The following is an 11,914-nucleotide window of genomic DNA, read 5'->3' on the forward strand; positions in this document are numbered from 1 at the left end:
TACCACTTCTAAATTCTTTCAATATTTCATTGAAATCAAAGTTTATCTCTTGTTCCATTGTCAATCCTTGATATTATTTTATCAGATTGACACGGAATTTCTAACACTCCCAACTTTTACTACTTTAATATATCTAAAATCTCTTTTGTATCTTTATAAATTCTAAAAACTCTATTTTCAACTTCATAAACTTCCGTATTTTTTATTTTTGGATATTTACTTGTAACAATTCTTCCATTACTCAAAATAGTACTATTTACAACTTCTCCTTTTTCTATTTTTTTCTGCCATCCAGGAGGAAGAGTTCCACCATTATCTACTTTTTTTTGTAAACCAGGAGGAATATTTTTTTGTTTTTCAGATTTTATTTTTTTATCACTATAATCTTTATCTTTATGATAATTACTATGCTTATAGTCTCGTTTTTTACTTTCTCTTTCATCATCACTTTGTTTTGCATAAATAGATGAACTTAATAAACAAAATGTTAAAAATGAAATAATAATCTTTTTATTTAACATAAATCTCCTTTTTCTATTTTTAAAATTTTACTATAAAATATTGAAAATGGATAACTTATATTTGAAAAAAGTAAAGATTTATATTTGTTAAGTAATGATATTTTAGTTTATAAATTGATTGTTATAAAATTGAGATAATAAAAAATTGGTTGCGGAAATAGGATTTGAACCTATGACCTTCGGGTTATGAGCCCGACGAGCTACCTAGCTGCTCTATTCCGCGATAAAAAAACATAAATTAAATTCTTGATAAAATAGATATAAGAAAATAAGTTTAGTGGATGGGGTAGAAGGATTCGAACCTTCGAGTGACGGTACCAAAAACCGTTGCCTTACCGCTTGGCGATACCCCAGAAGGAATGCAAATAAAGTAAAAGTGGAGCTGGTGAAGGGAGTCGAACCCCCGACCTGCTGATTACAAATCAGCTGCTCTAGCCAACTGAGCTACACCAGCACTTTTAATTTATATAAATGGTGTCAAAAGAGAGACTTGAACTCTCGACCTCCGGCTTATGAGACCAGCGCTCTAGCCAGCTGAGCTACTTTGACACACCTTTGAAACTAAGTATTTTCCTTGTTTCAAGGTCGAGATTATAACGGGATAAAACTTAAAAAAAGCTAAAAAACTATAACAAAACTATAACAAAAAACAACCTCTTCATTTTTATCGCAAATTTAAAAAGAAAAGTAAAAACAACAACACTTTTAATACTAACAAAAAGAGCGGGTAGAAGGGCAGGAAATAGGGCAGTTATGCTAAAAATCAAAAGTCAATCACTCAAAATGATATTTTAAACTATATAAAAGATATAAATGAGGGCATAATGAATTTTCCAAAAATGAGAAATCTTTCAAGAGAAGAATATGATTTAGAAACACAAAGAAGACAAAAGCTTTCAGCTATAAGAACTGTAAATCTTAGAGATAAAGAAAAAAACAAAGAACAACTTTTAGAAGCCAAAAAACACTATCTCTTTAGAAAACAAGAAGAGAATTATAAAAGGGTTTTAGCTATCGTTTCTGAATATGAAAAGAAAGGTAAAAAAATCAATTTTTCAAAAATTGGAGAATTATGTAAATTAGATAGAAAAACTGTTAAAAAATATTATGAATATAGATTATTTGAGAATTAATATAAAAAGTAATTTGTGGAATGCATATAAAAGAAAACAGATTTTTTAAAATAGTTGATAAATATAGTTTTTTGTTGCACATTTGTTGTATTTTTATGAAAACTTAAAGTGATAGTAAAGTGGTTTAAATGCCTATAAATAGTTGGTTGCGGAAATAGGATTTGAACCTATGACCTTCGGGTTATGAGCCCGACGAGCTACCTAGCTGCTCTATTCCGCGATAAAAAAATAAAGAACACACTTAAAAAAAGTGGAGCGGGAGACGAGACTCGAACTCGCGACAGTCTGCTTGGAAGGCAGAAGCTCTAGCCAACTGAGCTACTCCCGCATAAACCTCTTAAAAAAGGATTGAAATTATACTTTAAAATAATTAAAATAAACTTAATATTTTAATCACATTTAATAAATCAAAACATTTCTTAAATTGGAGTGGAATTATAATTGATTAAATATTAATTAACACTTAATTTAAATAAGTAATTTATAAAAAATTGATTCAATATCTATTTTAATATTCAAAATGTGTAAATATAGATAAATAGATATTTCTTATAACAAATATTAGATTGTTTAATCTATCTTTAAAGTTTATTTTATAGAATGTAAGTTCGTTATAAAAAAGGGGATACTAATGAATATAAATTCGCTAAAAATAAAGCTACTTTTAATAACAATTGTACCTTTTACTATAGGAATATTTGTACTTTCTGGAATTAATTTTGAAAAAACACAAAACACTTTAAATAATACATTAAAAAAGTTTGAAACTACTATTACAAAAGAGAAAGAGTCATTAATACAGCATCAATTTGAAGTTGCTCAAACACTTATTAAAACAATTATTGATAAAGAAAAAAATATAGATTTAGCAAAACAAAAAGTTATAGAACTTTTAACAGGTGTTAGATATTTAGATGATAAGAGTGGATATTTTTTTGCTTATGAGCAAAGAGGTGCTGATTATTATTTTGCTTTTCATCCAGCAAATCCAAAATTAAATAATACAAAAACAAATATAAAATCTCCAGATGCAAAAGGGTATGCTTTTAGAGAAGATTTAATTAAATTTTCAAAAGAGCAAAAATATATAACTTACCATTATGAAAATCCAGCAACAAAAGAGGTTGTATTAAAAATGGCTTCATCTATTTTTATTCCAGAATTTAACTGGGTTTTAGTAACTGGAATATATGCAGATGATATTCAAAAAGATATAAATGAATTACAAGAAGAGATGAATAGAGATATAAATACACTTTTTTGGATAGCTATTTTTGTTACAGTTTTATTAAATATTGTTTTAATTTCTATAATTGTTCCATCTATAAATAAAATTATTTTAAGACCACTAAATATATTTCAAACAACTTTAGAGTCATTTTTTAAATATTTAAATAATGAAAGTAATAAAGTTGATAGAATCAAAAATTATTCAAAAGATGAAATAGGTCATATGTCAAAAATACTTGATCAAAATATTGAGATTGCTAGAAAAGAGATAGATGATAATAATCTTTTTATTGAAACTACAATAGATATTTTAGAAAAATTTCAAAAAGGAGATTTATCTCAAAGATTAAATATAGAGGTTGATGATATTAATCTATCAAAATTAAAATCTGTTATGAATCAAATGGCACAGGAATTAGAAAAGAATATTGTGAATGTTTTAAAAGTAATAGATGAATATAGTAAATATGATTATGTAAATAGAGTTGATACAACAAAAATTTCAAATCATATATTACAACTTGCAAATGGTGTTAATATTTTGGGAGATTCAATAACAAAAATGTTGATTGAAAATAAAAAAAATGGAGAAACTTTATCTGAAAGTTCAAATATACTTTTGAGTAATGTTGAAAAATTAAATGAAAGTTCTACTAGTACAGCTGCAAATCTTGAAGAAACAGCTGCTTCTTTAGAAGAGATGACTTCAAATTTAAGAAGTAGTACTCAAAATGTTGAGAAAATGGCAAGTATAGCTTCAAGCGTAACTTCTAGAGCAAAAAATGGAGAAAAATTAGCAAATCAAACTGTTTCATCTATGGAAGAGATAAATATAAAAATTTCATCTATAAATGAGGCAATAAGTGTAATAGACCAAATAGCATTTCAAACAAATATCCTAAGTCTAAATGCAGCTGTAGAAGCTGCAACTGCTGGAGAAGCAGGAAAAGGGTTTGCAGTTGTTGCTGGTGAAGTTAGAAATCTTGCAAATAGAAGTGCACAAGCTGCAAATGAGATAAAAAATATAGTTGAGATTGCAACACAAAAGGCAGATGAAGGGAAACATATTGCAAATAGTATGATAAATGGGTACAGTGAACTAAATAGTGATATTATACAGACAATAGAGCTTATAAAGGAGTTTGAAAACTCAAGCAAAGAACAACTTTTAGGAATAGAACAGATAAACAATGCAGTTGCTATTTTGGATCAAAAAACACAGCAAAATGCTAGTGTTACGTCTCAAACAAAAGATATTGCAATATCTACAAATAGTATTTCAAAACTTATTATTGAAGATGTAAATAAAAAAAGATTTAAAGATAAATAGTTTTTATAATGTAAAGTTTTCTAATAGTTTAATTGAGAGTTTATGAAAATCTAAATATTTAGATTTTTCATCTCCAATAAATCTGTAAAAATCAACTCCTTTTATAGATAAAATTTTTTCAAACTCTTCAATTTTAAGTTTTTCAAATTCAAAGTGAGTATTAATATATTTCTCTTGATAATTTTCAAATATCTCATCTTCAAAATTTAAGATATTATCCGCTTTGTTTAATTCTGGACATGAGTTGTCAATATAGATAAAATTATCTATATTTGGACTTAAAGGATAAGTTCTACACACTTTTGGTCTATTTTCATAAATTTTACATCTGAAATCTTTTAAATGTGGACAAAAATCAAAACCATTTGATAGTAAAATTACAGGTTTTACAAAACCTAAAGAGCCAAAAATAAATAAAATAGGAAAGTTTTTATAAACATCTTCAAACTCTTCTTTTAGAATTTGTGAAAAAATAGAACCAAAACTTCCACTACAACAATGAGCAAAGCAATTATTACAATCACCAAATTTAATATTTTTATCTTCAAGTTTTACAAAGTTTTTCATGTGTGCAATTTTACATAGATTTTAAAAGAATTAGATAAAATATCAAAAATTTTAAGGAAAATCATGCAAAAGAAACTTATTCAAATTATAAAAAAAGCTGGAAAAATTTTAAAAAAAGGTTATTACTCAAATAAAGATGTAAATTTTAAAGCAAAAAAAGATTTAGTTACAAAATATGATTTAGCAGTTGAAAATTATCTAAAAAAAGAGTTTTCTAAATATTTTAAAGAGTTTAATCTTATAGCTGAAGAGTCAGATAATAGTTTGGTAGAGTTTGGGAATTCAATAATAATTGATCCAATAGATGGAACTACAAACTTTGTAAATGGTGTACCACATACTGCTATTTCAGTTGGAGTTTATAAAGATAAAAAGCCATATATTGGTGTAGTATATAATCCTATTTTAGATGAGTTATATTTTGCAAAACATAAAAAAGGTGCATTTTTAAATGGTAAAAAAATAAAAGTAAGTTTGCAAAATGATTTACAAAAATCACTTCTAGCCACAGGTTTTCCATATAGTAGTGGTGAAAATACAAAAGATTTAAAAGATGTGATAAAAAAAATTGAGAATATTTTACCAGAGTGTCAAGATTTAAGAAGATTAGGAAGTGCATCTATTGATTTATGTATGGTTGCAAAAGGCGTTTATGAAGGTTACTATGAAATGAATCTGAAACCTTGGGATGTTAGTGCTGGAGTTATAATTTTAAGTGAAGCTGGTGGAAGAATTACAAATATTAGAGGTACTACTTTTGATATGTTTAAAGATAAATATATAGTTGCCTCAAATGGTAAAATTCATGATAAATTACTAAGTAAACTAGATATTTAGTTAATTTTTGATAAAATCTTATATTTTTTAAAATGATATTTAAGGACTTTTTATGTGTGGAATAGTTGGTTACATAGGGAAATACGATACAACAAAGATTTTATTAGATGGTTTAAAAGAACTTGAATATAGAGGGTATGATAGCGCAGGAATTGCTGTTTTACATGGAAATGAAATAGATGTATTCAAAGCAGTTGGGAAGCTTGTAAATCTTGAAGAAAAAGTTAATCAAAATAATAAAGATAGATATAATTTAGGAATTGGACATACAAGATGGGCAACTCATGGAAAACCAACAGAAGTTAATGCTCATCCACATTTAGGTGAATACTCTTATGTTGTTCATAATGGGATAATAGAAAATTATAAAGAGTTAAAAGATGAGTTAACATCTTTAGGACACAACTTTGTTTCACAAACAGATACAGAAGTTATTGTTCATCTTTTTGAGCACTACAACAATAAATTAAATGATGCAAAAAAAGCATTTCAAGAGACTATAAAAAGGCTTGAAGGGGCTTATGCTATTTTATTAATTACAAAAAAAGATCCAGAAAAAATATTTTTCTATAAACTTGGAAGTCCAATGATTGTTGGACATGGTATAGAAAAAGATGAAGTACTTTTTGCATCTTCAGATTCAGCACTTATTGGACTTGCAAATGATGTTGTATATCTTGATGATAAAATTGGGGGAGTAGCTTCAAGAGATGGGATCGAGTTTTTTAGTAAAAATATTGTTTGGTCAAAACTTCCAACATCAAAACAGTTTGCTCAAAAAGATGGTTTTAGATACTTTATGGAAAAAGAGATTTATGAGCAAAGTGTTGTCGTAAGTGATTGTATGTTAGGTCGTGTAAAAGATAGTGAGATAAATTTTGATGAGATTGATTCAAAAATATTAGATGGAATAAATGAGATTAAAATTTGTGCATGTGGAACTTCATATCATGCAGGGCTTGCATCTTCATATCTGTTTGAAAGATTATCAAAAATAAAATGTAGCGTTGAAGTTGCAAGTGAGTTTAGATATAAAGAGCCACTATTGACAAAAGATACACTATTTGTTGTAATCTCTCAAAGTGGAGAAACAGCTGATACATTAGAAGCCTTAAAAATGGCAAAAAGTGCGGGTCTTAACACTTTGGTAATTTGTAATGTTGATAACTCTTCTATGACAAGAGTTGCAGATTTTACAATTTTAACAAGAGCTGGAATTGAAAAAGGAGTTGCTTCTACAAAAGCATTCTCTACTCAAACAGTTGTTTTATGGATGTTAAGTTTATATTTTGCACAAATTAAAGAAACTATTTCTAAGGAAAAACTTGAAAATGAAGTTAATACTTTAAGAGAAGTTCCAAAAGCTTTAAAAGTTCATGAAAATATTCATGAAAAAGCAAAAAGATTATCAAAAAGATATTTACACGGTCATGGATTTTTCTTTATAGGAAGAGATGTATTTTATCCCCTTGCTTTAGAAGGTGCTTTAAAACTTAAGGAAATTTCATATTTACATGCTGAAGGTTATCCAGCAGGTGAGATGAAACATGGACCAATTGCTCTTGCAGACCCAGAACTTTTTACAATAGCTCTTATGCCAAAAAATATGTTGTATGATAAAATAAAATCAAATGTCGAAGAGTTAAGTGCACGTGATAGTACAATTTGCGCAATATCTTCTGCTGATTTTGAACTTGCAGATGATTTTATAAAAATAAATAAGTGTGATCACTATATGCTTGAATTTTTTGAGATGTTGGTAGCACTTCAAATTTTATCTATGGAGATATCAATAAGACTTAAAAATGATGTTGATATGCCAAGAAACTTAGCAAAATCTGTAACTGTTGAGTAATAAACTACTTAAAAGAAAACTAATTAATTTTTAGTTACACTACAAAACTTTTTTCCATAACTTTTTAAAAGTTACGGAAAATCGAACTCTTTAAATTTTTAATTTAATTTTTTTATACAAAAGACTAAATGGAAAACAAAAGATGGAAAACAATGCAAGCAAAGCTTGTGGAAAACAAAGGATGGAAAACAAAAATGGAAAAAAAATCTCAATATCTGTTTACAAGTGAAGTTGTAAGCCCTGGTCACCCTGATAAATGTGCTGATATTATTGCTGATAGTATAGTTGATAGACTTATTATTGAAGATAGTAATAGTAGAGTTGCAAGTGAAGTATTTGTTGCTGGAAAGCATGTTGTTATTGGTGGTGAAGTAAAATCAAATGCAAAATTATCACAAAATGATTATGAAAAAATAGTAAAAGACGCATTAGCAAAAATTGGATACGATGGAAAAAGTGCTTTTACAAAAGAGCAAGCACTTCATCCAGATGATGTACAAGTTCAAGTATTATTAAATCAACAAAGCCCAGATATAAGTCAAGGTGTTGATCAAACAACAGGAGAAATTGGAGCTGGAGATCAAGGAATTATGTTTGGGTTTGCTTCAAATGAGGCAGCTGAGTTTATGCCTGCAGCAATAGTATATGCAAGAAAATTATGTGATACAGTTTATAATTATGCTTTAAAAAATAATCAAAAACTAGGAGTTGATATAAAAACTCAAGTTACTGTTGATTATGGAACAAAAGAGAATTTTGAAAATGGACTTCCTCAAAAAATACATACAATTGTTGTTTCAGCACCTTGTGTTGAAGGAATGAAAATAGAAGAAGTTAGAGCAATAATTCAAGAATTAATTGATAATTCTGGACTTCCAAGTAAACTTTATGATAAAAATAACACAATTATTCACATAAATCCAACAGGAAGATATGTAAATCACTCATCTTTGCATGATAGTGGACTAACTGGAAGAAAACTGATTGTTGATAGTTTTGGAGGATATGCACCAATTGGTGGAGGAGCTCAATCTTCAAAAGATTATACAAAAGTAGATAGAAGTGGACTTTATGCAGCAAGATGGATTGCAAAACATATAGTTGCATCAGGACTTGCAAAAAAAGCTATTGTGCAAATATCTTATGCTATTGGAGTTGCACGTCCTACTTCTGTTGCTGTTGATACAATGGGAACATATACAAAACATAATGATGATATTTTATCTGCATTTGTAATGGAAAATTTCCCTTTAACACCAAGATGGATTACAGAAAAATTTAATCTAGATAAACCAAGTGCTACAACATTCCTTTATGCAGATGTAGCAGCTCGTGGTCAAGTTGGACAACCTGATTATCCTTGGGAAAAATTAGACGAACTAGATAAATTTAAAAATATTTAGTTAGATTTAACTATAATATTGCTTTAGAAAAAAAGGAGAAAAGGTAGTGGATTTAAAAAATCTATTTAGCAAAATTTCATTTGATAACAAAAATAAAGAGCAAGCTACAAAGAAAGATGCTCCAAGTCACTGGATAAAATGTCCTAGTTGTAGCTCTTTGATGTTTTTCAAAGAGGTTGAAAATCAAGATAATGTTTGCCCAAAATGTGAATTTCATATGAGAATAGGGGCAAAAAGAAGAGTAGAAATCCTTGCAGATGAAAATAGCTTTGTAGAGTTTGATACAAATTTAAAACCAAATGACCCTTTGAAGTTTGTAGATAAACTCTCTTATAAAAAAAGAGTTGAAGAAGGACTTGCAAAAACAGGAAGAGTATCAAGTGTTATTAGTGGTGAGTGTACAATTAACTCAATTGGTGTTCAGCTTGTAGTTTTTGATTTTGCATTTATGGGTGGAAGTTTAGGTAGTGTTGAAGGTGAAAAAATAGTAAGAGCAGTTAATCGAGCAATTGAAAAAAAACAAGCAGTTATTATAGTATCAGCATCAGGTGGTGCAAGAATGCAAGAATCAACTTTTTCTTTGATGCAAATGGCAAAAACATCTGCAGCTTTGAAAAAACTCGATAGCTATAAACTTCCATATATATCTATATTAACAGATCCAACTATGGGTGGAGTTTCTGCTTCTTTTGCATTTTTAGGGGATATTATTATGGCAGAACCAGGTGCTTTAATCGGTTTTGCTGGACAAAGAGTAATTAAACAAACAATTGGAACTGATCTTCCTGAAGGTTTCCAAAGAGCTGAATTTTTACTAGAAAAAGGTTCTATTGATATGGTTGTAAATAGAAGAGATATGAAAAAAACTCTTACAGATTTATTAACTATTTTTGGACAAGAAAAAATTAGCTAATGTCTTCAAATTTAGAAAAAGCTTTGGGATTTAATCTTGAAGCTTTTAACTATCTTTATGTTTTGTGTGATTACGAAACTCTTTTAAAAAAAAATATAACTCTTGAAAATTTTTTGGAAATTTTAAAAAAATATGATGTAAAACTTTTACAGTATAGAGACAAAGTTTCAGATTTAGAGTTACAAAAACAAAATCTTATTTTTCTTAAACAAAATCTAAATATTCCTATTATTGTAAATGATAAAGTAGAATTAATTGATTATGCAGATGGTTTGCATGTAGGTCAAGATGATATTTTAAAGATAAACAAAGATAAAAAATTAGCTATAAAACTTTTACGAAAAAGAGTAAAAAATAAACTTTTAGGACTCTCAACTCACAATGAACTAGAAATTCTAGAAGCAAATAGTTTTGAACTTGATATGATTGGTTTAGGTGCTTACAAAGCTACAAATACAAAAGATATTTCAAATATTTTGGGTGAAAAACTACAATATTTGGCAAAAATGTCTAAACATCCTGTTTGTGCTATTGGTGGCGTAAAAGTTGATGATATTATCAAAAATACAAAATTTAATTGTGTTGGAAGTGCTATTTTAAATGAAAATTAACATTTACTCAATAGTAAAACCAAGTAATGATGATTTTGATAAACTTATTAAAGAGTTTATTAAAATGTCTAGTAAATATGCAAAAGTTGAAATTTTTTATATATTTAATAAAGATATAGCAAAAGCACAAACCATCGGAGAAAATGAATCAAAAAAAATATATACAAAAAGTTATTTACCATATTTGAAAGGTTACAATATAGCTCTTGATGTTTTAGGTAAAAGTGTCGATAGTTTTGCTTTTTCTAAGCTTCTGGAAGATAAAAATGAGATAAATTTTTTCATAGGGGGAGCTTTTGGTTTTGAAAATGAGTTTTTATCTCTTTGTGATAGTGTAATTTCCCTAAGTAATCTTACCTTTGCTCATAAAATTGCCACTTTGATACTATCAGAACAGATATTTAGATCTTTAAGTATTATAAATAATCATCCATATCATAAGTAATTTATAAACTTTTTTGTATAATAGAACACAATTAACTCTTCAAAAAGGAAAAAAGAAGATGGGTCTTAAAAGTTATATAATTTCAACAATACTTTTAATAATAGTATTGTTTGGTTTTGTTCATAGTTTAGAACTTGGAGAATATACTCTTAGTTTATTTGGTTTTAGTGAAACTTTACCTGTTTCTGTTTGGTTTGTTTTGCCTATAATTTTTTTAAGTCTTTTAACTTATATCCATATTATTTTTTACGGGCTTATTAACTATTTTAAACTTAGATTAGTAGATAGTGATTTAGATAATATGGTTGAATTAATTAAATTAAAACTACTAAATAAAGAGCATAAAATTGGTTTTAGAACAAGAAAACAAAAAGAGTTGGCAAATATTTTAACTCAATTAAATCTTGAAGTACCAAAAGAGATATTTAGTTCTACAAATGAAGAATTAAACAAAACTGTTGCTGCTATACAAAATGTAAACAATGGTATTTATGTTGATAAAAATCTAAAAGTTGATGAAAAATCATCTTTAGGAAAACAGAACTTAATAAATAAAATAAATTCACAAGTTGATTTTGCTGTTGATATTGTAAAAAAAGCTGAAAAATATGATAGTGATATTGTAAAAGTAGCATTTTTGAAATCTTTGAGCGAAAAGAGTATGACAACAATTAAAAAGATTTACAAAAATGTAAATCTTGATAAAGAACTTACAATTAAACTTTTAGAAAAAAATATTGAAAATAGTGAATTTGGATTTGAAAACAACGAAATTTTGGAACTTGTTAAAAATATAAAACTTTCAAAAGATGATTATATTCAACTTGCTAAAAAATATAAAAATAGTCTGAATCCAGATGTTTTAATAGAACTTTTTGAAAAAATTTCACAAGAACAAGAAGAAGCTACAGTTGCATATCTATATATTTTGAGTGAATTTGAGATGAAAGATAAACTAAGAGAAAATTTAGCAAATAGAGAAGGTAATGATTTCGCACCTTTTAAAGCACTAATTGAACTAAAAGATGCTGGAAAACATTATAGTTTGGAAAGCTTGTCGTATAACTAA

11 protein-coding genes, 6 tRNA genes and 1 pseudogene are annotated in these 11,914 nt (G+C 27.4%); 10 read left to right on the forward strand and 8 right to left on the reverse strand.

Features of this window, described 5'->3' with window-relative positions; genetic code table 11:
• Positions 1-119: 119 nt before the first annotated feature.
• From AC5LG6_RS08185 to AC5LG6_RS08205, 5 genes are all read right to left on the reverse strand, one after another.
• Positions 120-521: a hypothetical protein gene (locus AC5LG6_RS08185; protein WP_260891086.1), complete on the reverse strand. Its 402-nt coding sequence runs from the start codon at positions 519-521 to the stop codon at positions 120-122.
• Between the two features lie 146 nt (positions 522-667).
• Positions 668-744, reverse strand: a tRNA-Met gene (locus tag AC5LG6_RS08190).
• Between the two features lie 55 nt (positions 745-799).
• Positions 800-874 (reverse strand) — tRNA-Gln (locus tag AC5LG6_RS08195).
• A gap of 24 nt (positions 875-898) precedes the next feature.
• Positions 899-975, reverse strand: a tRNA-Thr gene (locus AC5LG6_RS08200).
• Between the two features lie 18 nt (positions 976-993).
• Positions 994-1,070 (reverse strand) — tRNA-Met (locus AC5LG6_RS08205).
• A gap of 275 nt (positions 1,071-1,345) precedes the next feature.
• Between AC5LG6_RS08205 and AC5LG6_RS08210 the strand changes: the two genes are divergently transcribed.
• Positions 1,346-1,654, forward strand: a complete 309-nt coding sequence (locus tag AC5LG6_RS08210; protein WP_498586206.1) for a hypothetical protein — start codon at positions 1,346-1,348, stop codon at positions 1,652-1,654.
• A 143-nt stretch (positions 1,655-1,797) separates the two neighbouring features.
• Here the strand turns inward: AC5LG6_RS08210 and AC5LG6_RS08215 are convergent.
• Both AC5LG6_RS08215 and AC5LG6_RS08220 read right to left on the reverse strand, forming a co-directional pair.
• A tRNA-Met gene (locus AC5LG6_RS08215) sits at positions 1,798-1,874 on the reverse strand.
• Between the two features lie 31 nt (positions 1,875-1,905).
• Positions 1,906-1,982 (reverse strand) — tRNA-Gly (locus AC5LG6_RS08220).
• A 303-nt stretch (positions 1,983-2,285) separates the two neighbouring features.
• Between AC5LG6_RS08220 and AC5LG6_RS08225 the strand changes: the two are divergent.
• Positions 2,286-2,879: pseudogene (locus AC5LG6_RS08225) on the forward strand (cache domain-containing protein); the annotation flags it as partial.
• Between the two features lie 747 nt (positions 2,880-3,626).
• A complete protein-coding gene (locus AC5LG6_RS08230; RefSeq protein WP_434246386.1) occupies positions 3,627-4,214 on the forward strand; it encodes a methyl-accepting chemotaxis protein in 588 nt (195 codons plus the stop codon).
• Positions 4,215-4,217: 3 nt separating this feature from the next.
• Here the strand turns inward: AC5LG6_RS08230 and AC5LG6_RS08235 are convergent, their stop codons facing one another.
• On the reverse strand, positions 4,218-4,781 hold the full coding sequence (locus AC5LG6_RS08235) for a YkgJ family cysteine cluster protein (RefSeq protein ID WP_498586208.1): 564 nt from the start codon (positions 4,779-4,781) through the stop codon (positions 4,218-4,220).
• A gap of 63 nt (positions 4,782-4,844) precedes the next feature.
• Here AC5LG6_RS08235 and AC5LG6_RS08240 point away from each other — a divergent pair, with 63 nt between their 5' ends.
• The 7 genes from AC5LG6_RS08240 (at position 4,845) to AC5LG6_RS08270 (ending at position 11,914) form a co-directional block, all read left to right on the forward strand.
• Complete coding sequence (locus tag AC5LG6_RS08240) at positions 4,845-5,618, forward strand: inositol monophosphatase family protein (protein WP_066219378.1); 774 nt, start codon at positions 4,845-4,847, stop codon at positions 5,616-5,618.
• Positions 5,619-5,670: 52 nt separating this feature from the next.
• Complete coding sequence (gene glmS, locus AC5LG6_RS08245) at positions 5,671-7,473, forward strand: glutamine--fructose-6-phosphate transaminase (isomerizing) (protein WP_498586209.1); 1,803 nt, start codon at positions 5,671-5,673, stop codon at positions 7,471-7,473.
• Between the two features lie 194 nt (positions 7,474-7,667).
• Complete coding sequence (gene metK / locus AC5LG6_RS08250; protein WP_498586267.1) at positions 7,668-8,876, forward strand: methionine adenosyltransferase; 1,209 nt, start codon at positions 7,668-7,670, stop codon at positions 8,874-8,876.
• 46 nt (positions 8,877-8,922) lie between these two features.
• On the forward strand, positions 8,923-9,789 hold the full coding sequence (gene accD, locus AC5LG6_RS08255) for an acetyl-CoA carboxylase, carboxyltransferase subunit beta (RefSeq protein WP_066359490.1): 867 nt from the start codon (positions 8,923-8,925) through the stop codon (positions 9,787-9,789).
• Positions 9,789-10,400, forward strand: coding sequence for a thiamine phosphate synthase (locus AC5LG6_RS08260; protein WP_260884232.1), 612 nt, complete (start codon positions 9,789-9,791; stop codon positions 10,398-10,400). The genes accD and AC5LG6_RS08260 overlap by 1 nt, the downstream gene beginning before the upstream one ends.
• Complete coding sequence (locus AC5LG6_RS08265; protein WP_141049806.1) at positions 10,390-10,845, forward strand: 23S rRNA (pseudouridine(1915)-N(3))-methyltransferase RlmH; 456 nt, start codon at positions 10,390-10,392, stop codon at positions 10,843-10,845. The genes AC5LG6_RS08260 and AC5LG6_RS08265 overlap by 11 nt, the downstream gene beginning before the upstream one ends.
• A 58-nt stretch (positions 10,846-10,903) precedes the next feature.
• Complete coding sequence (locus AC5LG6_RS08270; protein WP_066219391.1) at positions 10,904-11,914, forward strand: hypothetical protein; 1,011 nt, start codon at positions 10,904-10,906, stop codon at positions 11,912-11,914.

It is taken from the genome of Arcobacter thermotolerans (genome assembly GCF_983172305.1).

Excerpts from the sequence above, each read along its gene's own strand:
- metK (WP_498586267.1), top strand. The coding sequence starts at position 7,668 with ATGGAAAAAAAATCTCAATATCTGTTTACAAGTGAAGTTGTAAGCCCT.
- AC5LG6_RS08230 (WP_434246386.1), top strand. The coding sequence starts at position 3,627 with ATGGCAAGTATAGCTTCAAGCGTAACTTCTAGAGCAAAAAATGGAGAA.
- AC5LG6_RS08235 (WP_498586208.1), bottom strand. The coding sequence starts at position 4,781 with ATGAAAAACTTTGTAAAACTTGAAGATAAAAATATTAAATTTGGTGAT.
- glmS (WP_498586209.1), top strand. The coding sequence starts at position 5,671 with ATGTGTGGAATAGTTGGTTACATAGGGAAATACGATACAACAAAGATT.
- AC5LG6_RS08270 (WP_066219391.1), top strand. The coding sequence starts at position 10,904 with ATGGGTCTTAAAAGTTATATAATTTCAACAATACTTTTAATAATAGTA.
- AC5LG6_RS08210 (WP_498586206.1), top strand. The coding sequence starts at position 1,346 with ATGAATTTTCCAAAAATGAGAAATCTTTCAAGAGAAGAATATGATTTA.
- AC5LG6_RS08265 (WP_141049806.1), top strand. The coding sequence starts at position 10,390 with ATGAAAATTAACATTTACTCAATAGTAAAACCAAGTAATGATGATTTT.
- AC5LG6_RS08260 (WP_260884232.1), top strand. The coding sequence starts at position 9,789 with ATGTCTTCAAATTTAGAAAAAGCTTTGGGATTTAATCTTGAAGCTTTT.
- AC5LG6_RS08185 (WP_260891086.1), bottom strand. The coding sequence starts at position 521 with ATGTTAAATAAAAAGATTATTATTTCATTTTTAACATTTTGTTTATTA.
- AC5LG6_RS08240 (WP_066219378.1), top strand. The coding sequence starts at position 4,845 with ATGCAAAAGAAACTTATTCAAATTATAAAAAAAGCTGGAAAAATTTTA.